Below are 21,561 nucleotides of genomic sequence, written 5' to 3'. Positions count from 1 at the left end.
CACCTCACAAGAGATCGCGATGCCCCTCAATCGCCACGCCTTCGCCAAGTTGAGCACGTCCTTCTACGTGGCCATCGCCACCACCCTGGCCTCCAGCCTGCTCTTGTGGTGGACCAACGCCAACTGGCGGGCGGACACCCTGGCCTACCTGGAGGTGCTCGAAAACATGCGTCTGGCCAGGACCGAGCTTATGCGGGGATACCTGCTCACCGAACGGCTGTACGGCGGCGAGGAATCCCTGGGCGGCAACGGCCGCTGCTCCTACTTCGAGCAAGCCGGATGGCGCGTCCGGGACGCCCTGACCGCCCTTGAGCCCATGCGCGAGGAAAAGGTCTTCCGCAACGGCTACCCGCGCGTGGCCGAGCACCTGAACGCCTACCGGGACAAGATCGACGCGATGCGCCTCCTGGCCTGCGCCGCACCCGCGGATGCACCCAGCCCGGGCAACGTCCTTGACCTGCGCAAGGACATGGCCGACGCGGAAAAACTCCACGGCGGGGTCTCCGGCGACATCCATGGCAAATTCAAGGAAATGGCGGACCTGCAGGACCGGTTCAACTCCGTGCTCATCCTCTGCTGGACGGGGCTCATGGCCCTGGTCTCCGTGCTGGCGGGCATGTCCGGAATCAGGAGGAAACGGGTCGAAGCCCGGCTGCGCCTCAGCGAGGAGCGCTTCCGCCTGCTGGTAGAATCGGCCTATGACGCCATTTTCATGCAGAGCGGAGGGCGTTTCGCATACGTGAACCCCTCTTGCGTGACCCTGTTCGGGGCGTCCTCGCCTGCCGACCTGCTGGGGCAACCCGTGCTCGAGCGCGTGCACCCCGACCACCGGGACGCCGTGGCCGAACGCATCCGCAAGCTCAACGAACTCCAACAGACACAGCCAAGCCGGGAACAGGCATTCGTCCGGCTGGACGGCTCTTTCGTGGACGTGGAGGTGGCCGCCGTGCCGGTCAACGTGGACAACGTCAACGGGGCGCTTGTGTACGCCCGGGACATCACCGAGCGGAAAAAGGCCGAGGCCGACGTGATGCGCTCGCTCCGCGAAAAGGAACTGCTGATAAAAGAAGTGCACCACCGGGTGAAGAACAACCTGCAGATCATCGTGAGCCTCATGTACCTGCAGGAGACGAACATCGACTGCCAGGGCGAACTCGAGCGCTTCAAGCTCCTGGAGGGGCGGGTGCGCTCCATGGCCCTCATCCACGAACAACTCTACCAGTCGGGCGACCTGGCTGCCATCGACATGGCCGCCTACATCTCCAAACTCCTCTCGCGCATCGCCACGGCCTTCTCCGCCGGCCGGCACGTGAGCGTGGAGACGGACCTGGAAGAAGTCCACCTTGGCATCGACAAGGCGGTGCCCTGCGGCCTCCTGGTCAACGAACTGGCCACCAACGCCTTCAAGCACGCCTTCGCGGAAAGGAAGTCAGGGGTATTGCGCGTTGCCCTGCACCGGGACGACGGAACCGCCCGCCTGACGGTCAGCGACGACGGGCCGGGCCTGCCCGTGGGTTTCGACGCCGAGGCGTCCCAGACCCTGGGAATGCAGCTCATCGGGGAACTGGCCCGCCAGCTCAAGGGGGAGGTCTCAAGGCCCGAGGAACAAAAAGCCTGCTTCGAGGTGACGTTCCCGCTGTAAACGAGTTCTCCCGCCCCCGGAAACGATGCCTGCCCGAAGCGGCTCCGGTCCGAAGGGGGCGCCGCTCACCGGAGGGGCCGGGACGCATGGACTACGGCGGGCTCCTCATTCCTTGAAGCGGTACCCCACGCCGGTCTCCGTCTGCAGGTGGCGCGGGCGGGCCGGGTCCTTCTCGATCTTCTGGCGGAGCTTGTGCACGTGGATGCGCACGTAGTGCTCCTGGTCCTGGCTGTGCCTGCCCCAGACTTCGCGCAGGAGCTGGGCGTGGGTGACGACCTTGCCCGCGTGGCGCGCAAGCTCGGCCAGCAGCTTGAATTCGATGGGGGTCAGGTGCACCTCCCGCCCCTCCAGGGTGACCTCGTGTCCCTCCAGATCGATGAAAAGCTCCCCGAACCGGAGCGTGGCCGCCTGCGCGCCCTCCTGGCGCTCCACACGCCTGAGCAGGGCGCGGATCCGGGCCGCCAGTTCCCCCAGGCTGAAGGGCTTGGTGAGGTAGTCGCTGGCCCCGGCGTCCAAGGCGGCCACCTTGTCCTGCTCCCGGCCCCTGGCGGAAAGCACGATCACCCGCGCCCGGCTCCACGGCGGCAGGCTCTTGATGACCTCCTGGCCGTCCAGGTCGGGCAGCCCCAGGTCCAGGAGGATCACGTCGGGGTCGAGGGAGGAGGCCAGGGAGATCGCCTCCCGGCCCGAGCCCGCCGGAACGAAGGAGTATCCCTCGGCCTCCAGGAAGGGTTTGAGGAAGCGCAGGATGGCCGCTTCGTCGTCCACGGCCAGGATGGTGACGGAATCAGCGCTCATGGATGGGCAGGGTTATGGTGAAGGTCGCGCCCAGCCGGGCGTTGTTGCGGGCGGTGATGGTGCCGCCGTGCGCCCTGGCCACGGCCCGGCAGATGGCCAGGCCCAGGCCGTATCCCTGGACGCCCCCCCTGTCGCCCCGCTGGAAGCGCTCGAACAGCCTCTCCGGATCGCCGGGCCCGAGCCCCGGCCCGTTGTCGCTGATCTCGATCTCCACTTCGCCGTCCCTCAGCCGGGCCATGACGCCTATCTCCGTCCCGGGCGGGGTGTGCTTGGCCGCATTGTCCAGGAGGTTCAGGAACACCTGCTCCATGAGCAGTTCGTCCATGGGGACGGGCGGCAGGTCAGGCGGGATGTCCAGCCTGACGGAATGCCCGGCCAGGACGCTTTCGAGCCGGGCCAGGGAGCTTCCCACGATCTCCTCCAGCGGCACCGCCTCCAGGTTGGGGACCACCGCCCCCGATTCCAGGGCCGCGATGCGCAGCAGGTTGTCCACCAGCCGCTCCAGCCTGGACGCCTCGCCCGCGATGTTCTCCTCCAGCGCCCGCCGGACCTCCGGCCCGGCGGCCTCCCCCAGGGCCATGAGGCTTTCGGCCGACCCGGAAATGGCCGCCAGGGGGGTCTTGAAATCGTGCGTCACGGTGGAGAGAAGCGCCGCCCGGAGCTTCTCGCGCTCGGCCTCCACCAGCGACGTCTTGGCCTTCTCCTCCAGCTTGTCCACCTCAAGGGCCAGGGCCGCCTGATGGACGAAGGCGTCCAGCAGCCGCCGCTGGTCGGGCAGCAGGAGGTTGTCGCGCCCGCCCTCGTCGCCGGGCTTGAGCCCGATGACCCCGAGGACCTCCTCGGCGCCCTGCAGCGGCAGGAACAGGACTTCCGATTCCGAAAGCGTCTGCGTGGTGAGCCCGGCCGGTTTCGCGTTGTCCACGACCCACTGGGCCACGCCGAGATCCCTGTCCGCCAGGAACTCGCCCGCGCCGGGGACGAAGCTCATCTCCAGCTGCCCCGACGGCCCGCGCAGCAGGGCGAAGGCCTTGCAGCCGAACACCTCCTCGATGTGCTCATGGGCCACCTGCAGCAGGCTGGCCGTGCCGCGGGTTCCGGCCAGGCGGCGCGACAGGTCGCTCAGCTCGGACGCCTGCCGCTCCAGTTGCCCGGCGCTGTCCGCCTGGGCCTTGATGCGCGACGCCATGGTGCTGATCACCAGGGCCACCGCGAACATCACCACGAAGGTGACCAGATAGGAGATGTCCGTGACCGCGAAACTGTACCGGGGCGGCACGAAGCAGAAGTCGAAGGCCAGCACGCTCACGGCCGAGGCCATGACGGACGGCCCCCGCGACTTCCATGCCGCCACGAGCATGACCCCCACGAGGTACACCATGATCAGGTTGGCCAGCTCCACGTACGGGTACATGGCGAAGCACGCGCCCGTGCACGCGGCGACGACCCCCAGGGCGGCGGCGTAATCCTTCCACCTGGCCGTCCGGGAGGCCTGGGTTTTGCGGCCACGGCCCTCCCCCGTGTCCTGCCCCTTGATCACATGGACGTCGATCTCTTCGCTCAAGCGCACCAGCTGGTCCACGGGGCTGCCCGTGAAGAAATCGCTCAAGCGCCGCCCGACCGGCTTGCCGATGACGATCCTGGTGATGTTGCGCTGGCGCGCGAATCCCACGATGAGCCGGGCCACGTCTCCGCCCGCCAGCACGTGGGTCTCGGCTCCCAGCTCCTGGGCCAGTCGCAGGTTGTCCAGGGCCCTGGCCTGGGCCTCTCCGCCGGGCTGATGCTGCACGTACAAGGCGTGCCAGGAGGCGCGCAGGCCGTCTGCCAGGCGCTTTGCCGAGCGCACCAGCGTGGCCGAGGTGGGCGACGGCCCCACGCACACCAGGATGCGCTCCGACGTGGGCCAGGTGGTCTGGATGGCGTGGCCCTGGCGGTAGACCAGCACCTCGGTGTTCACCCGGTTGGCGGTGGAGCGAAGCGCCAGTTCGCGAAGCGCGCTCAAGTTGCCGGTCCGGAAGAAGTTCTCACCGGCCCACTCGGCCTGCCTGGGCAGGTAGACCTTGCCCTCGCTCAGGCGCTGGCGCAGGTCCTCGGGCGGCAGGTCCACCAGGATGACCGCCTCGGCCCGCTCCAGCACCGCGTCGGGCACGGTCTCGCGCACGCGTACGCCGGTGATCTGGGCCACGATGTCGTTTAAGCTCTCCAGGTGCTGGACGTTCAAAGTGGTCCAGACGTCCAGGCCGTTTTCCAGGAGTTCGTCCACGTCCTGCCAGCGCTTGGGGTGGCGCGAGCCCGGGACGTTGGCGTGGGCCAGCTCGTCCACCAGGATGAGGCCCGGCCGCCGGGCCAGGGCCTCGTCCAGGTCGAAGTCCTCAAGCACGTGCCCCTTGTAGTCGACGCGTCGGCGCGCAAGCACCGGCATCTCGTACATCAGGGCCTCGGTGTCCTCCCGGCCGTGGGTCTCCACGATGCCCGCCAGCACGGCGAGCCCTTCGGCCATCTTGAGGCGCGCGGCCTCCAGCATGGCGTAGGTCTTGCCCACGCCGGGGGCCATGCCGAGGAATATCCTCAGCCGCCCCCGGCGTTTGCTGGCTTCCTCCCGCTGGACCATGGCCAGCAGGGCGTCCGGGTCCGGACGGTCGTCCTCGTTTCTCATGCCTTACGCCTTACTCCTTGCCGGGCGCGGCATCCAGGGCAAGATTGAGGTCCAGCACGTTCACCCTGGGCTCGCCCCAGAATCCCAGCAGGCGTCCCTCGACATGCTTCTCCACCAGGGCGCTCACGGCCTGTACGGACAGGCCCCGCGCCTTGGCCACCCGCGCGGCCTGATAGAGCGCCGCCTCGGGGCTTATGTGGGGGTCCAGGCCGCTGGCCGAGGCCGTGGCCAGTTCCATGGGAACGGGGGAGTCCCCGTGTGCGTCCTTGAGCTTGGCGGCGCGTTCGGCCACGCCGTCGGCCAGGGCCTGGTTGGACGGCCCCAGGTTGGAGCCCGACGACTGCGCCGCGTTGTCCGGAGACGGCGACGTGGCCGAGGGCCTGCCCCAGAAGTAGCGGTCCGACTGGAAGGGCTGGCCGATCAGGGCCGACCCCACCACCGTCCCGCCGCGCACGATGAGGCTTCCTTCGGCCTGGGCCGGGAACAGGGCCTTGCCCAGGCCGGTCATGGCCAGGGGATAGGCCAGCCCGGTCAACAGGGTCATCCAGAAGAGCATCAGGAGCGACGGCTTGAGCTGTTGGGCGAACGTCTTGAACATGGCTGGCTCCTTAAGCCCATCCCAGGGCGGCGATGATCATGTCGATGAGCTTTATCCCGGCGAAGGGGACCAGGAGCCCGCCCACGCCGTAGACGAAGAGGTTGCGCTTGAGGGCCTGGGCCGCCGGCACGGGAATGTACTTCACGCCCTTCAAGGCCAGCGGGATCAGGAACACGATGACCAGGGCGTTGAACACCACGGCGGACAGCACCGCCGACTTGGGCGTGGCCAGGCCCATGACGTCCAGCACCCCCAGCTGCGGATAGATGCCCGCGAACACCGCCGGGATGATGGCGAAGTACTTGGCGATGTCGTTGGAGATGCTGAATGTGGTCAGCGACCCGCGCGTCATGAGCAGCTGCTTGCCGATGGCCACGACTTCCAGGAGCTTGGTGGGGTTGGAGTCCAGGTCCACCATGTTCCCGGCCTCCTTGGCGGCCTGGGTGCCGGAGTTCATGGCCACGCCCACGTCGGCCTGGGCCAGGGCCGGTGCGTCGTTGGTGCCGTCGCCGGTCATGGCCACCATCTTGCCCTCGGCCTGGTACTGGCGGATGCGCGCCAGCTTGGCTTCCGGGGTGGCTTCGGCCAGGAAGTCGTCCACTCCGGCCTCGGCCGCGATGGCCGCCGCCGTGAGCGGGTTGTCGCCGGTGACCATGATGGTCTTGATGCCCATGGCCCGAAGCTCGGCGAAGCGCTCCCGGATGCCGCCCTTGACGATGTCCTTGAGCCACACCGCGCCCAGGGGTTTGCCGTTGTCGGAGACAAGAAGCGGCGTTCCGCCCGACTTGGCGATCTCGTGGATGAAGCGGTCGATCTCCTCGGGCACGCGCAGCCCGGCCTGTTCCGCCAGGGCCTTGACCGCGTCCGGCGCGCCCTTGCGGATGGCCCGGCCGGGCAGGTTCACCCCGGAGAGCCGGGTCTGGGCGGTGAAGGGGACGAAGGTGGCCTCCAGCTCGTGCAGGTCGCGTCCGCGTATGCCGAAGCGCTCCTTGGCCAGGACCACGATGGAGCGGCCTTCCGGGGTCTCGTCGGCCAGGGAGGCCAGCTGCGCGGCGTTGGCCAGCTCGCGCTCGTCCACGCCCTTCACGGGCAGGAACGTCGTGGCCTGGCGGTTGCCCAGGGTGATGGTGCCGGTCTTGTCCAGGAGCAGCACGTCCACGTCGCCCGCGGCCTCCACGGCCCGGCCCGAGGTGGCGATGACGTTGGACTGGATCAGTCGGTCCATGCCCGCGATGCCGATGGCCGAGAGCAGCCCGCCGATGGTGGTGGGGGCCAGGCACACGAAGAGCGCGGCCAGGGCGGTGATGGTCACGGCCTGCCCCTGGCCGGAGAGATCCACCGCGAAGGCGGACATGGGCCGAAGGGTCACGCAGACCACCAGGAAGATGAGCGTGAGCGAGGCCAGCAGGATGTTCAGGGCGATCTCGTTGGGGGTCTTGCGGCGCTTGGCCCCCTCGACGAGCGAGATCATGCGGTCCAGGAAGGTCTCGCCGGATTCCGCAGCCACCTTCACCACCAGCCAGTCCGAGAGCAGGCGCGTGCCGCCGGTGACGGCGCTGCGGTCGCCGCCGCCCTCGCGGATGACGGGGGCGCTCTCGCCGGTGATGGCTGATTCGTCCACCGAGGCGATGCCCTCCACGATCTCGCCGTCCGAGGGGATGGTGTCGCCCGCCTCCACCAGCACCAGGTCGCCCCGGTGCAGGGTCTTGGCCTGGACGTTCTGGGAGGGGGAGTCCCTGCGCGGGTGCAGGAGCTTTTTCGCGATCACGTCCTGGCGCAGGCCGCGAAGGGCCGCCGCCTGGGCCTTGCCCCGCCCTTCCGCCATGGCCTCGGCGAAGTTGGCGAAGATGACCGTGGCCCACAGCCACGCGGACACCGAGGCCACGAACCCGAAGGGGGCTTCGCCCTTGCCGAGCAAGGCCTGCGCGGCGAGGAACGTGGTCAGGATGGAGCCCACGTAGACCGTGAACATCACCGGGTTGCGGGCCTGGCGCGCCGGGGCCAGCTTGCGCACGCAGTCCACGAGGGCCTGCCTGACGATGGGGCCGTCGAACAAGGGGCGTTTCTTCTTGTCTTTCGACATGACTATGACTCCGTTATTTCACCGGAAAGAGGGCAAGGTGTTCGGCGATGGGGCCCAGCGCCAGGGCGGGGACGAAGGTGAGCGCGCCCACCACCAGCACCACGGCCATGAGCAGGGCCACGAAGATGGGACCGTGGGTGGGCAGCGTGCCCGGCCCTTCCGCGAGGCGCTTCTTCCTGGCCAGTGAACCGGCCAGGGCCAGCACGGGCACGATCAGCCAGTAGCGCGAGCCGAACATGGCCACCGCGCCCGCGACGGTCCAGAAAGGCGACGTGGCGGTGAGGCCCGCGAAGGCGCTGCCGTTGTTGTTGCCCATGGACGAGAAGGCGTAGAGCACCTGGCTGAACCCGTGGGGCCCGGGGTTGGACAGGGCGTCCGGCGGTCCCATCACCGCGGCCAGCGCCGTGCCCATCAGGCACAAAAACGGCGGGATCAGGATGACCAGGGCGGCCATCTTGGTCTCGAAGGGCTCGATCTTCTTGCCCAGGTATTCCGGCGTGCGGCCCACCATGAGCCCGGCCACGAACACCGCCACCACAGCGAAGATCAACATGCCGTAAAGCCCCGAGCCCACGCCGCCGTAGACCACCTCGCCCAGCTGCATGAGGAGCATGGGCCACATGCCGCCAAGCGGCGTGAAGCTGTCATGCATGGCGTTCACCGACCCGTTGGACGCCGCCGTGGTGGCGGCGGCCCACAGGGCGGACCCGGCCGCGCCGAAGCGGACCTCCTTGCCCTCCAGGCTCGGGACATGCTCCACCCCGGTCCCGGCCAGCAGCGGGTTGGGACCCGACTCGGCCTGAATCGTCAGGAACGCGAACGCCGCAAAAAGGACGGTCATGGCCGCCAGCACCGCGATGCCCTGCCGCCGGTCGCCCACCATGACCCCGAAGGTATGGCACAGTCCCGCCGGGATAAGCAGGATGGCCAGCATCTCCAGCAGGTTGGTCAGCGGCGTGGGGTTCTCGTAGGGATGGGCGGAGTTGACGTTGTAGAAACCGCCGCCGTTGGTGCCCAGCTGCTTGATGGCCACCTGGGAGGCCACGGGCCCGAGCGCCAGGGCCTGCTCCGTGAGCGTGGCCGGTTCCGTCCTGGGCTTGCCGGCATCGTCCAGGACCGGCTTGCCCGCTTCATCGACCACGGGGTTGTCGTAGGTGGCGGGATCCATGAGCTTCGCAGTCGCCGAACCCTCGAAGGTCTGGGGAACGCCCTGCCACATGAGGGCCAGCGTCAGCACCACCGACAGCGGCAGCAGCACGTAGAGCACCGAGCGCGTCAGATCCTGCCAGAAGTTGCCCAGCCGGTCGGTCTCGCGCCGGGCGAGCCCCCGGATCAGGGCGGCCATCACGGCCATGCCAGTGGCCGCGCTCACGAAGTTCTGCACCGTGAGCGCGGTCATCTGGGTGAAATGGCTCATGGTGCTTTCGCCGCCGTACGCCTGCCAGTTGGTGTTGGTGGCGAAGCTGACGGCGGTGTTGAAGGCCACCAGCGGGTCCACGCCGGAAAGCCCCGCCGGGTTGAGGGGAAGCACCCCCTGGAGCCGCTGGATGGCGTACACGGCCAGAAGCCCGGCGGCGTTGAAGCCCACCACGGCAACGGCGTAGGTCTTCCAGTCCATCTCCCTGCGGGAGTCCACGCCGCACAGGCGGTAGAGGACGCCCTCCACCGGCTTAAGCGCCCGGTCCAGGCCGCAGGGCCTGCCCTGGTACACCCGGGCCATGAAGTGCCCCAGCGGCCAGGAGGCCCCCAGGAGCACGGCGAGGTAGAAAAGGTATTGAGCCCAGCTGTATGCGTTCATTCGAACCACTCCGGTTTGCACAGGGCCGCCAGCAGGTAGACGAACAGGGCAGCCGAGATGATGAGGGCCAACACGTCCACGGCTACCTCCCTTCCAGGCGGGAAACCAGCCCGATGAGCCCGAGCAGGCTCAGGATCAGGGCCAATGAAAGAACAATCAGGAGAACGTCCATCGCGCACCTCCGCGTGAGAGTCGATTGGCCCCCTTTTACCGCGCCGGATGTAAAAACGGTGTTAAAATGAGGCGGGCGGGCGTAAAAATCGTGTCTTTTCCGGCAGCGGGCAGGCCGGGCTCCAGGCCGGGAGCTGTCCTCCCCGGGCACCGCACACCCAACCCGGCGGACGGGTTATGGAAAATTTCCCCTTGACGAACCATAGCCTCCTATTTATTAGCCGCCTAGCAAACTTGTTAGGCGTCTAATAAATTGATCGTAAGCCTAACTGTTTGGGCGCCGACACGGAGAAGGCCATGCTCATCAAGGAAATACCCACCTACGCATCGCTTCTGGAAAAGGCCGAGCGCTATCCGGACATGGATATCCTGGCCACCGAGGCCTACCTGCACGCGCTTCGAAGCGGCACCTTGCTGCACACCTGCGCCGAGCGCATCCTGGCCAGGCAGGGCCTGAGCCGGGGCCGCTGCCTGCTGCTCTCGCTCTTGAGCACCGCCGACGGGCCGCTTCCGGTGGGCAAGCTGGCCGATCTGGCCGGCGTGACCACCCCCACGGTTTCGGCGGTGCTGGCGGGCATGGTGCGCGACGGGCTGGTGGAACGCACCCTGGACCCCGCCGACAGGCGGCTGGTGCGCATCGGGCTCACCCAAGAAGGCCAGCAGGTACTCGATGAGGTGCTGCCGGTGCTGTTTGAGCACCATGCCCGGGTGGTGTCGCAACTCACGAAGGAAGAGCTCAGGACGCTGATCGAGCTTTTGTCCAAGGTCCGGCTCAAGCCAGCCTGAAACGCCCTGTCCGGCCAGGCGGCAACCCGAGAAGAAGAGAGGTTTTGTTCATGACGACAGATAATTCCCCGCGCAAATCCCGCGCCGTGGTCAAGGCCGCGCTGGCCGTCCTGGCCGTGGGCGCGATCGGCGCAAGCGGGGCCTGGTGGTGGCACGCCAGGGCCTTCGAGACCACCGACAACGCCTTCATCACCGCCCACGTGACCTCCGTCTCCCCGCAGGTGGGGGGCCGGGTGCTCGAGGTGCTGGTCCAGGACAACCAGAAGGTCGAGGCGGGCGACGTGCTCATCCGTCTCGACAAGGCCCCTTTCACGGTCAAGGCGGACCAGGCCCGGGCCAACTTAAACGAGTCCCGGCAGAAACTGGAGGAAGCCAGGTCGCAGCACCAGGTGGCCCTGGCCGCCGCCGCCCAGGCCCGCGCCGACGCGGCCTCGGCCGAGGCCCAGGCCGCCAACGCCGCCACCGACCTCAAGCGCTACAACAACCTGGTCAACAGCGGCGCCGTGTCCCAGCAGGCCCACGACAACGCCGAAACCCTGGCGCACACCTCCTCTTCCGCCCTGCTGGGGGCGCGCAAGCACCTGGCCGCCGCGGAAGCCCAGGCCGGGTTGGCCGCGGCCCAGATCCTCACGGCCCAGGCGGGCGTCGAGAAAAGCCGCGCCGCCCTGGACCAGGCCCTCCTGGACCTCTCCTACACCGAGACCAAGGCCCAGGTGAGCGGGCGGGTGACGAAAAAGGCCGTGGAGCCCGGCGACTACGTGCAGACCGGCCAGGCCGTGCTGGGGCTGGTGCAGGACGACGTCTGGGTGGTGGCCAACTTCAAGGAGACCCAGCTTCAGGACATGCGTCCCGGCCAGCCGGTGTCCATAAGCGTGGACGCCTATCCGGGAGAGGAATTCCAGGGGCACGTGGACAGCTTCCAGGCCGGCACCGGCGCGGCCTTCAGCCTGCTCCCGGCCGAGAACGCCACCGGCAACTACGTGAAGGTGGTGCAGCGCGTGCCGGTGAAAATCGTGTTCGACCTGGCGGGCGGCAACGCCTGGCATCTGCTGGCCACGGGCATGTCCGTGATCCCCCAGGTGAAGGTGCGCTGACTCGCACGTCAGGCCCGGCTGCACTCCGAACGACATTCTTACCCGCCGCGAGGAAACTCCGGGACATCCCCGAGCCTCAAGAAAGCATAGGCGGCAGACGGACACGCACATGCAAAGACTTACCGTTGTTATCCTTTTGACGCTCCTCACCGGCTGCATGGCCGGTCCCAACTACCGCAAGCCCGACCTGCCCGCGGGCAAGGACTGGGTCGAGTCCGGCGGACAGTCCCAGGCCGACTCCCCCGGCGACCAGCCCTGGTGGCTGGTGCTTGGCGACGAGCGCCTGAACGCCCTCATGGACAAGGCCCTGGCCGGGAACCTGGACGTGCAGGTCGCCCTGGCCCGCATCAAGGAGGCCCAGGCGGGCCAGAGCGGGGCCGTGGCCCAGCTGCTGCCGAACAGCTCCGGCCAGCTCACCACCGTCCGGACGGACCAGAACACCCGCGACGACTACAAGCCCCAGACCCAGGTGCAGGCCAACCTGAACATCAGCTGGGAGATCGACCTCCTGGGCGGCAACCGCCGCGAGCTGGAAGCCAGGACCGCCGAAAAGGACGCCGCCTGGCTCAACCGGGACGCCGCGCTCCTGGCCATGACCGTTGAGGTGGCCCGCGCCTACGTGCAGCTGCGCGACGCCGCGGCCCAGATCATGGTGCTCACGGCCAACATCGCCACCCAGAAGGAGACCCTGCGCCAGACCACCCTGCGCCAGCAGTACGGGCTGGGCTCCGCCCTGGAGGTCGCCCAGGCCTCCCGGCAGGTTTCGGCCACCCAGGCCGAGCTGCACCCCCTGCTCACCCTGCGCGCCCAGGCGGTGCACCGCCTGGAGCTGCTGCTCGGCCAGACGCCGGGGAGCCTGCCCGAACTGGACAAGATTCCCACCAGGATCGACGTGCCCCAGGCCTCGCTTGTGCTGACCTCGCCCGGCAGCGTGCTGGTCAGGCGGCCCGACGTTGCCCTGGCCGAGCGCCAGCTGGCCGCCTCCGTGGCCCGCCAGGGTGTCAGCCGGGCGGCCTGGCTGCCGCGCCTGAGCCTGTCGGCGCTTCTGGGGACCGCCTCGGCCAGCCCCGACACCCTGCTCTTCATGACCGGGCAGACGTACACCCTCGGCGGGTCCGTGGCCCAGACGCTTCTCGACTTCGGACGCGTCCAGTCCCAGATCAGGGCTTCGGACGCCCGGGCCGAAGCCCAATTGGCCACCCTGAAGCAGCGCTCGCTCACGGCCCTGTCCGAGGTGGAGATCGCCCTGGCCGCCTACGGCAACGCGGAGCACCGCCGCAAGGACCTGACCGACACCGAGGCCAAGGCCGAGGAAACCTTCCAGCTCTCGCGCAAGCTGTACCTGGACGGCCTGGGGCAGTTCCTGAACGTGCTGGACGCCCAGCGCGAGCTGCTGAACGCCCAGCAGGCCCGCACGGCTGCGGAAGCGGCCGTGGTGCGCGACATCGTGGACCTGGAGTCGGCCATGGGCGGCTCGACCTACGTCCAGAAGCCCCTGCCGTCCAAGAACGACCCGCCGCTCATGGACATCTCCCTGCCGCCCAGGCTCTCGGCGGCCCGCACGGGAGCAAGTCCGGCGGCCCAGTGACCCGGCGGCAACCCTCCGGCCCGGCGCGGTGAACGCGCCGGGCATAACGCACAGAAGGGAGGAAACCATGAAGCGGACATTGGCCCTGCTCAAGGCCTGCACCTTCCTGCTGGCCGTTCTGACGGCCGGCGCGGCCCTGGCCGGGCAGCGGATAACCGACGACGACCTGCAGTGGCTGCGCGAGAGGACCGAAAACAGGCGCGGAGCCTGGGTCCGCCTGGACCTGGCCGAGCGCGAGGCCCTGGAGGAAGGCTCGCCGGAGCGGGCCGAGGCGTTCAGGGATGCCAAGGCCCGGGCATACGAGGCCTACATGGCGCTGGACAAGGAACTCCGGCACGCCAGGGCAGCCAAGGCCGAACAGGACAAACGCCAGGCCGAACAAGGACCCGAACGCTGAGGCGCCGGGCAAAAAATGCGCAAACACTTCACTGTTTGCTTTCCGTTGCGCGTGCAATCAGGGTATCATGGCCGCAACCGATGACCGCCAAGGAGGAGCCGAGGTGCTTGAAACGATCGTGGTAGCCGTGGACTCGTCGCCGCAACACGCGGCCATACTCGACGCGGCCGCCGAACTGGCCATCGCCACGGGAGCCGCCGTCCACGTGGTCACCGTGGCGGACGCCTCGTGCGAGGCGGGCATGGCCCTGAACCGGTCCTGTACCGGGGTGTTCACCTCGCTGGGCCGGGAAGTGGACGACGTGCTGCGCGCGGCGTGCCAGCGCCTCTCGGACAAGGGAATCTCCTGCCGGACCCACGCCATGAGCGGGCTGGTGTCCGAGCGCATCGTCGACCTGGCGGTGGAGCTCCGGGCGGGCCTGATCGTCGTCGGCCACCGCCATCTGGGCTGGATGCAGCGGATATTCGAAAATTCGGTGGGGCGCGACCTGCTGGAACACGCGCCCTGCAACGTGCTGATCGTGAAGGAGGGCGCGGACGCCGGATGACGGCGCCCGGTCCCCGTCCAGGCATCGCCTGGCATGTCCCTCAAACGCGGGAGTGATCCATGAAAGCCACGGCCAATCTCACCACCGACAACGAACTGTTCTCCTCCTCGCTCGAAAACGGCGTGCTGGTCATCAGGCAGAAGCAGCACATCCTGCGCATGACCCAGGACATCCACGCCATCTTCTCCTTCTACGAATACCTGGAGTCCATGCTCGTAAGCCGCGCGTACAAGGCCCTGGTGGTCTTCGGCGTGCCCGAGACCGCCAACCACATCGACCACGGCCGGTTCCTGTGCAAGGCCCTCTCGGCCGGGCGGGAGAACAAGATCCTGGACAGGCTGGGCAACGTGGTCAACCGCCTCGTCGTCACCACCTCCACCCTTGGCGCCGTCACCGTGTACGCCGGGCGGGGGACGGTCTCGCTCTTCAACCTCAACCTCTCCCTGGCCTACGACTACCGCCTCGTCGCCGACGACACCCAGTTCGAGAACCCCAACGCCGCCATCGGCATGATCACCAAAGGCAGCGGCTATTTCCTGCCGCGCCTGCTCGGGGTCAAGAAGGCCACCGAGGTGTTGCAGTGGCGGGGCTTCTCCGCCGAGGAGGCCCTGCAGTTCGGGATCGTGGACCGCATCGTTCCGGCCGCCAGGCTGGAGGAGGAGACCATGCGCTTCGTGGAGGGGAGCCTGGCCGGGCCGTCCTCCATGCTGCTGGGCATCCGCAAGCTGCTCAAGTGCGACCAGGACGCCCTCCAGCGGAGCCTGGCCCAGGAAGACCAGCTCATCAAGGAGCGCCTGGAGTCGCCGGACTTCCGTCAGGCCTTCACCGACTACTGCCGGGAGAAATTCGGCTGCGACATGGAGACCCTGCTCAAGGCCGGTTAAGGCTCAGGGAGGAGGATCGGCGCGGGCCGGTCCTCCCCGGGCTTACATATGGCGCGGGGCCGGGAATGGCGTCTTGCCCTGCGGGCGGGAGTGGGTTTAGAATCAGGCCGTCATCAAGCCCCGCCTCGCCGCCACGGAGCCTCCCCCATGAAGGACATCGCCAGCTTCCTCTCAGGATTCAAGGAATTCCAGCGCACCTACTTCTGCGCGGACAGCGAATATTTCGCCAGCCTGGAAAAAGGCCAGACCCCGCGGGCCCTGGTCATCGCCTGCTCCGACTCGCGGGTGGATCCGGCCATCATCACCGGCTGCGAGCCGGGCGACATGTTTGTGGTGCGAAACGTCGCCAACCTGGTCCCCCCCTACGAGAACGCCCCCGGCCTGCACGGCGTCAGCGCCGCCCTGGAATACGCGGTGAAGGTGCTCGACGTGGGCCACGTCATCGTGCTCGGCCACTCCTGCTGCGGGGGCATCCAGGCGCTCATGAACCCGGGCCGCGAGGGTCTGGGCGAGTTCATCGCCCCCTGGGTGCGCATCGCCGAACCGGCCCTGCGCGAGGTGGGCCGCGGGCTGCCGGACAAATCCGAGCCCCTGCGCCAGCGCGCCTGCGAACAGGCTTCCGTGCTGGTTTCGCTTGAGAACCTGCTGACCTTCCCCTGGATATGGGAGCGGGTCATGACGGGAAGGCTCTACCTGCACGGCTGGTACTTCGACATGCAGAAAGGGGAGCTCTTGAGCTACCTCCCCGAGACCGGGACCTTCGAGGCCCTGGTGCCCCGCTGCGAGGGGCGGCCCGAGGAGTGACCCCGGGGCGTCACCCGTCCAGGGCGGCGTCCTCCAGGCCGGGCTCCGGCTCCTGGTACCGCAGGGGGAAACACAGCCGGAACCTGGCTCCCCCGGCGGGCTCTACCGTCAACTTACCGTGCAGTTGCCGCACAAGCATGGTGACGATCTGCAGGCCCAGGGACGAAACCGAGTTCAGGCTGAACCCCTGGGGCAGCCCTTCTCCGTCGTCGGCGATCACCAGATTCACCGAACCGTTCTCCAGGGCGGTCGAGACGGTTATCGTACCCCTGTCCCGGTTCCTGAAAGCGTGCTTGAGGGAGTTGGTGACCAGCTCGTTCATGATCAGGCCGAAGGGGATGGCCTGGTCGAGGGTCAGGGTGATGGCCGAGAGGTCGAACGCCAGGGAGATGTCTCCGGTCGCCCTGTAGGCCGCCACTAGGCGGGCGAGGAGCTGGCGCAGATAGCCGTCGACCTCGATGCCCGAAAAATCCCCCGACGTGTACAGCTGCTCGTGGATCATGGCCATGGACGTGATGCGCCCCCTGCTCTCGGCCAGGGCGTCCAGGGCGGCCGGGTGGTCCACCGCGTCCTCCTGCAGGCTCAAAAGGCTGGAAATGATGTTGAGGTTGTTCTTCACCCGGTGGTGGATCTCGCGCAGGAGCACCTCCTTCTCCCGCAGGGACGCGGCCATGATCTCCTCGGTGCGCTTGCGCTCGGTAATGTCGATCCAGCTGGCCCGCACCAGATCGTGGTCGCTGGAAGGCAGCCTGACCAGGCGCACCTCGCAGATGCGCTCCTGTCCGTGGAGGTTTCGGATGGACCTTTCCAACACCACCTCCTCGCCGGCCAGGGCCCGGGCGCTGTTTTCCCGGGTGCTCTCGAGGACGGGACGGCCGTCGGGCTGGTCCGGCAGGTAGAAACGAAGAATCCCCTTCTCGAACAGCTCCTCGCGTGAGCAGCCGAAGAGCTTCACCGCGTTGGCGTTGGCGTCGACGGTCTTGCCCTGTTTGACGTCGCTGACCACCACGGCTTCCGGGGCCTGCTCAACCATGACGCGGAAGCGCTCCTCGCTGGTCCTGAGTTCGGTTTCCACCTGCTTGCGCTCGTCGATTTCCTTTTTGAGGTTCTCGTTCAGGAGCTCCAGCTCGGAGGTGCGCTCGGCCACCAGATCTTCCAGGTGGTCCTTGTGCCGCTTGAGTTCGGCCTCGGCCTGGCGCCGGGAGTCCACCTCGGTCTCCAGCTTGCGGTTGGCGGCCTCCAGCTGCGCCGGGCTCGGGATGCGCAGGGCCCTGGGGATCATCGGGAACAGGAGAAGGACCGTCAGCAGCGAGAAAAACGCCGTGGCGGACTTGACCCATCCCTCGAGCCAGTAGTCCGGAGTCCAGATGGTCCACACGGACATGAGGTGGGTGGTGCCGCAGCTGATGATGAACAGCGCGAACAGGAGCAACATCGCCGGGAACGGCACGTCCGAGCGCTTGCGCACGAAATAGAATATGATGACAGGGATGATGTAGTAGGACAGGCCCGTCACGAGATCCGAGACGGTATGCAGCGCGATGAGGTCCGGCTGCCAGAGAAAGCAATGTCCGTGGGGTTCGAACCCCATGAAGGAATGCGCGGCTCCCGCATGTTCGGCCATGAACCCTCCGGTGGGCTGCAGTGTATTTCTCAGGCCAAGGGCAACCGGATGGTGAACGTCGACCCTTTTCCCGGAGCCGAATCCACGTCGATGGTCCCTTTATGGTTCTCGGCGATGATGAAGTAGGAAACCGACAGGCCGAGCCCGGTCCCTTCCCCGGGGCCCTTGGTGGTGAAGAAGGGCTCGAAGAGGCGTTTCTTGGACGCCTCGTCCATTCCCGGCCCGTTGTCCCGCACCTCGATGCGGGCCATACCCTCTTCATGCGCGGTCTTGAGGTGGATCTCCGGCCGGTCTCCCCTTTCCGTATTCCCGGACATGGCTTGGGCGGAGTTGCGGAGCAGGTTCACCACCACCTGCTCGATCTGCGTGGCCGTGCAGGGGACCGGGGGCATGCTGGCGTCGAAATCCCTCGTGATGACGATATTCCTGAAATCGTACTTCTTCTTGAGATCGTAGTCGTTCGCGCAGAGTTCCACGGCCTTGTCCAGGAGGGCGTTGATGTCGGTCGGAGCCCGGACGGACTCGCTCTTGCGGCTGAACTCCAGCATGCTGGAGACGATCCTGGCGGCCCTCGAACTGGCGTCGCGCACGCCCTGGAGCAGCGTGAACACCTCGCGCCGCTCCAGAAACGCCCGGATGTTCTCGAACGGGCACCCCGCAACCGCGGCCGCGGCCAGGTTGGTCGGGGAATCCTTGGTCAGGCGGCTCTGCACCACCTGTACGCTCTGTATGATGGCGCTGAGCGGATTGTTGATCTCGTGGGCCATGCCCGCGGCCAGCCCTCCGATGCTCATCATCTTCTCCGTCTGGATCATGACCTCCTGCATGTGTTTGCGCTCGGAAATGTCCTGGATGATGGCGTAGAGCAGCTTCTTGCCCTTCAGGAAGACCGTGTCGCTGGCTATCTCCACGTCCCGGACCTCCCCCGAAGCCAGACGATGTCTGCTCTCGAAGCGGTTCTGGGTGGGGTCCTGGGCCTGGACCATCTTGGCGAGGAGTTCCTCGTGGGGCAGGATGCACACACGTTCGACGTTTATCTTCCTCATTTCTTCGAGGGTGTAGCCGTAATAGGCGCAGGCAGCGGGATTGGCGTCCACGATCTCCCCCGTGTCGGGGTCTACGAGGAGCTTGATCGCATGGCTGCTCTCGAAAAGTATCCGGTAGCGCTCCTCGCTCTCCTTGAGGGCCAGCTCGGCCTTCTTGCGCGCGGTGATGTCCTCGCAGAAAATGATGATGCCGCCGATCGCGCCGGAAGCCTCGGACCAGGGGCGGACCTCCCATTTGAGCCATTGCCTGCTCCCGTCGGGCCACTCGAAGACGTCCTCTTCGGAGCGCTCCACCGCCCCGGCCAGGCAACGCCGGTGGATCTCTTTCCAGCGCTCGGGGACGTTGGGAAAAACCTGGTAATGGTCCCTGCCCAGGACATCCTGCCCGGCCAGGCCGAAATCTTCCAGCCAACGGTGGCTGACCGACAGATAGCGCATGTTCCTGTCGAACATGGCGATGGCCGCGGGGGCGTATTGCACGAACAGGAGCATCAGCTCGTCGCGCACCCGCAGGGCCTGCTCGGTCCGCATGCGCTCGGCATCCAGGGCTTCCAGCGCGGCTATCCTCTGGCGCGCGGTTTCCAGCTCGGACTTGAGCTGGGTGACTTTTTTTGTGGCGTTAGGCATGGCACCCCCTCGGGTCAGGCGGCTTGCTCAAGCCACTGCACTGATCCTGGACGAAAGGGAAACAACTCCGAGCAGGTCACACTCGTCTCTCTATTTTGATGGCACGAGACATTGACGGCGTCAATGGAGCGGGCGTTCACTGGCCGGAGCCGGGAGCGGGGTGTGCCGCCGCCGTCAAGAAGCGTCCGGAGCGACCACCAGGGGCAGCCGGATGGTGAACACCGTCCCCCCGCCCGGATGCGACTCCACGTCGATCGTTCCCTTGTGGCTATTGACGACGATGAAGTAGGCGATGGACAGTCCGAGTCCGGTTCCCGTGCCCACGGGCTTCGTCGTGAAGAACGGCTCGAAGATGCGGCGGCGGACATCCTCGGGGATACCCGGACCGTTGTCCTCCACCGTGATCCTGGCCATGCCGTTTTCCCGGCGGGTGCGCAGGACGATCCTGGGCGGGGGGCTGTCGGCGCCGCGCCCGGACATGGCCTGGGCAGCGTTGAGCAGCAGGTTCATGACGACCTGCTGGATCAGGGGGGCCGTACAGGGAACCGGCGGAAGGGCAGGATCGTAGTCTTTCACGATCTCTATCTTGCGGAAGTCGTAGTTTCTCTTGAGGTCGTAATCCGTGGCGCACAGTTCCAGGGTTTTATCCAGAAGCGCGGACAGTTCGACGCAGGGCCGGCTGGGTTCGGCCCCGCGGCAGAATTCGAGCATGTTGCACACGATCTGCGCAGCCCGCACGGCGGCCTCGCGCACGTGGGCGAGCATGGCCAGGATTTCGCGCCGCTGCAGATAGTCGTGCAGCCGGTCCAGCCCGATGCCGGCCTTCTCGGCGGCCCGGAGGTTGGCCTGCCCCTCGGGGGACAGGCGGCGCAGGATGACCTGCACGTTCTGCAGTATGCCGCTCAGGGGGTTGTTGATCTCGTGGGCCATGCCCGCGGCCAGGCCGCCCACGCTCATCATCTTTTCCGTCTGGACCAGGAACTCCTGCATGCGCTTGCGCTCTGTGATGTCTATGCCGATGCCGGTGAAATAGCGCTTTCCCTCAAGGACCAGCGGAACGCCCGTGAAATAGTAGAGGCGCCTGCTCCCATCCTTGTTGCGGAGGTGGCCTTCGGCGTGGGAGAATCCGTCAGTGTTTATCCTTTCGACGGCCTTGCGTATCTTCTCGATTTCCTCGGGGTCGTCCTTGTACCAGTCGAACAGGGTCATCCTGGAGAGCTCCTCGGAAGAATAGCCGGTGAGCTCCGTATGCTTCTTGTTCCAGCGCACGAGCCGCCCCTGGTCGTCGTAGAGGTACAGCAGGCCCGGCACGCTGTTCATGACGGCGTCGGTGAAGGCCTTCTCGCGCAGAATTTCGTCCTGGGCCGCTTTCCGGGCGGTGATGTCCCTGGCCGAAACGAGCAGCCTGTCGGCGTCGCCGATACGGGCCTTCCGCACGGACATGTCCACCCAGAACAACTCGCCATCGCGCTTCCTGGCCTGCCATTCGAAATGTTGCGGCCCGTCTCCCCTGGCCTGGCGCATCCTGGCCACGGCGTGGGCCTGATCGTACGGCTCGAGGCCCGAACTGAGCACCCCCACGTCGAGCCTGTCGAACTCGTCCCGGCTGTAGCCGTAGGCTTCGCAGGCGCGCTGGTTGACGCCGAGGATCGCTCCGGTTTCCGGGTCGTGGACGAGTACGATCTCGCTGATCGAATCGAAGATGGTCCTGAACTTGTCCTCGCTTTGCCTGAGCTGCTCCTGGGCCTGCCGGCGCTCCGCCACCTCCCGCAACAGCCTGCCATTGGCCTCGTTGAGCTCCCAGGTCCGCTCCGCCACCCGCGCTTCCAGTTCCTCCAGGGTCTTGCGGAGCGCTTCCTCGGCCCGCTTGCGTTTCGTCACATCCAGGCCGAATGCGATATTCCTGCTGCCGCTGGACACCAGGCCCCAGGAAATGGTCTTCCGCGATCCGTCCTTGCAGGTGACCGTCGCCTCCATGGGCTCGATCTCGGACCTTGTTTCGATGGCCCGTGCGACCCTGGCCTGCCATTCCTGTTCGACCCGAGCCCGGTATTTCTCGTCCGGATAGGCCTTCGGCCACCAGTGTTCCGCCGCCGGGACATCCTCCAGGCTGTAGCCGAAGAGTCTTTCGAACGTTGGATTGAGATATTGGCAGCGTTGCTCGATGCCAACGGACACATAGATGGCCAGCGGCGAGGACTCGGCGAGGGCTCGAAATATCTCGTGGCTCTCTTCAAACGCATCATCCGTCCGGCCGCCCGCTCCATAAGCGGCCTCAAGAACCCTCACTTTCCGCCGCGCAGCCTCAAGCTCGGCGATGAGTTGCTCCCTGCTCTTCTCGGCGTCCAGCATCACCCTCTCCTGCCGGGATAAACCTGGCGCGTCATTTGGGGTGACACTACCGTTCCGAGAGCGCTTTGA

General features: G+C 67.0%; 17 protein-coding genes. 8 read left to right on the top strand and 9 right to left on the bottom strand.

Translation table 11 applies throughout. The features are described 5' to 3' along the window. Window positions 1-19 precede the first annotated feature (19 nt). Window positions 20-1,642: a sensor histidine kinase gene (locus ML540_RS13040; RefSeq protein WP_243361812.1), complete on the top strand. Its 1,623-nt coding sequence runs from the start codon at window positions 20-22 to the stop codon at window positions 1,640-1,642. Between the two features lie 105 nt (window positions 1,643-1,747). Here the strand turns inward: ML540_RS13040 and ML540_RS13035 are convergent, their stop codons facing one another. From ML540_RS13035 to kdpF, 6 genes are read right to left on the bottom strand one after another with little or no spacing between them, the layout of a single operon-like run. Next, the gene (locus tag ML540_RS13035) at window positions 1,748-2,440 is read right to left on the bottom strand and encodes a response regulator (RefSeq protein WP_243361811.1); all 693 of its coding nucleotides are present in this window, start codon (window positions 2,438-2,440) and stop codon (window positions 1,748-1,750) included. Continuing rightward, on the bottom strand, window positions 2,430-5,093 hold the full coding sequence (locus ML540_RS13030; protein ID WP_243361809.1) for a sensor histidine kinase: 2,664 nt from the start codon (window positions 5,091-5,093) through the stop codon (window positions 2,430-2,432). Before ML540_RS13030 ends, ML540_RS13035 begins: the two co-directional genes overlap by 11 nt. Window positions 5,094-5,103: 10 nt before the next feature. Continuing rightward, the gene (kdpC, locus tag ML540_RS13025) at window positions 5,104-5,691 is read right to left on the bottom strand and encodes a potassium-transporting ATPase subunit KdpC (RefSeq protein WP_243361807.1); all 588 of its coding nucleotides are present in this window, start codon (window positions 5,689-5,691) and stop codon (window positions 5,104-5,106) included. A 10-nt stretch (window positions 5,692-5,701) separates the two neighbouring features. Beyond that, a complete protein-coding gene (gene kdpB / locus ML540_RS13020) occupies window positions 5,702-7,774 on the bottom strand; it encodes a potassium-transporting ATPase subunit KdpB (protein WP_243361805.1) in 2,073 nt (690 codons plus the stop codon). 13 nt (window positions 7,775-7,787) lie between these two features. Beyond that, a complete protein-coding gene (gene kdpA / locus ML540_RS13015; protein WP_243361803.1) occupies window positions 7,788-9,572 on the bottom strand; it encodes a potassium-transporting ATPase subunit KdpA in 1,785 nt (594 codons plus the stop codon). Continuing rightward, a complete protein-coding gene (gene kdpF, locus ML540_RS18015; RefSeq protein ID WP_423747896.1) occupies window positions 9,569-9,646 on the bottom strand; it encodes a K(+)-transporting ATPase subunit F in 78 nt (25 codons plus the stop codon). Before kdpF ends, kdpA begins: the two co-directional genes overlap by 4 nt. Before the next feature lie 394 nt (window positions 9,647-10,040). On the opposite strand from kdpF, the gene ML540_RS13010 reads away from it, so the two are divergent. The 7 genes from ML540_RS13010 (at window position 10,041) to ML540_RS12980 (ending at window position 15,843) form a co-directional block, all read left to right on the top strand. Beyond that, window positions 10,041-10,529 carry a MarR family winged helix-turn-helix transcriptional regulator gene (locus tag ML540_RS13010; RefSeq protein WP_243361801.1) on the top strand — a complete coding sequence of 163 codons (489 nt, stop codon included), beginning with the start codon at window positions 10,041-10,043 and terminating at the stop codon, window positions 10,527-10,529. A gap of 50 nt (window positions 10,530-10,579) precedes the next feature. Then, window positions 10,580-11,623, top strand: coding sequence for an HlyD family secretion protein (locus ML540_RS13005; protein ID WP_243361799.1), 1,044 nt, complete (start codon window positions 10,580-10,582; stop codon window positions 11,621-11,623). Between the two features lie 109 nt (window positions 11,624-11,732). Continuing rightward, complete coding sequence (locus ML540_RS13000; protein WP_243361797.1) at window positions 11,733-13,211, top strand: efflux transporter outer membrane subunit; 1,479 nt, start codon at window positions 11,733-11,735, stop codon at window positions 13,209-13,211. Between the two features lie 67 nt (window positions 13,212-13,278). Continuing rightward, entirely contained in the window at window positions 13,279-13,608 is a 330-nt protein-coding gene (locus ML540_RS12995) for a hypothetical protein (protein ID WP_243361796.1), read from the top strand. Between the two features lie 67 nt (window positions 13,609-13,675). Next, the gene (locus ML540_RS12990) at window positions 13,676-14,155 is read left to right on the top strand and encodes a universal stress protein (protein WP_243361794.1); all 480 of its coding nucleotides are present in this window, start codon (window positions 13,676-13,678) and stop codon (window positions 14,153-14,155) included. A 59-nt stretch (window positions 14,156-14,214) separates the two neighbouring features. Beyond that, a complete protein-coding gene (locus tag ML540_RS12985; RefSeq protein ID WP_243361791.1) occupies window positions 14,215-15,039 on the top strand; it encodes an enoyl-CoA hydratase-related protein in 825 nt (274 codons plus the stop codon). 147 nt (window positions 15,040-15,186) lie between these two features. Next, window positions 15,187-15,843, top strand: coding sequence for a carbonic anhydrase (locus ML540_RS12980; protein WP_243361789.1), 657 nt, complete (start codon window positions 15,187-15,189; stop codon window positions 15,841-15,843). A 10-nt stretch (window positions 15,844-15,853) separates the two neighbouring features. Here ML540_RS12980 and ML540_RS12975 read toward each other — a convergent pair whose 3' ends face one another. From ML540_RS12975 to ML540_RS12965, 3 genes are all read right to left on the bottom strand, one after another. After that, the gene (locus tag ML540_RS12975; RefSeq protein ID WP_243361787.1) at window positions 15,854-17,467 is read right to left on the bottom strand and encodes a sensor histidine kinase; all 1,614 of its coding nucleotides are present in this window, start codon (window positions 17,465-17,467) and stop codon (window positions 15,854-15,856) included. Window positions 17,468-17,496: 29 nt separating this feature from the next. Continuing rightward, a complete protein-coding gene (locus tag ML540_RS12970) occupies window positions 17,497-19,140 on the bottom strand; it encodes a PAS domain-containing sensor histidine kinase (RefSeq protein WP_243361784.1) in 1,644 nt (547 codons plus the stop codon). A 174-nt stretch (window positions 19,141-19,314) separates the two neighbouring features. After that, window positions 19,315-21,492 (bottom strand): PAS domain S-box protein, encoded by a 2,178-nt coding sequence (locus ML540_RS12965; RefSeq protein ID WP_243361782.1) that lies wholly within the window; start codon window positions 21,490-21,492, stop codon window positions 19,315-19,317. Between the last annotated feature and the right edge of the window lie 69 nt (window positions 21,493-21,561).

It is taken from the genome of Fundidesulfovibrio terrae, assembly GCF_022808915.1.
GTDB classification, from domain to species: Bacteria; Desulfobacterota; Desulfovibrionia; order Desulfovibrionales; family Desulfovibrionaceae; genus Fundidesulfovibrio; species Fundidesulfovibrio terrae.
This window is presented reverse-complemented; position numbering and strand designations above follow the sequence as displayed.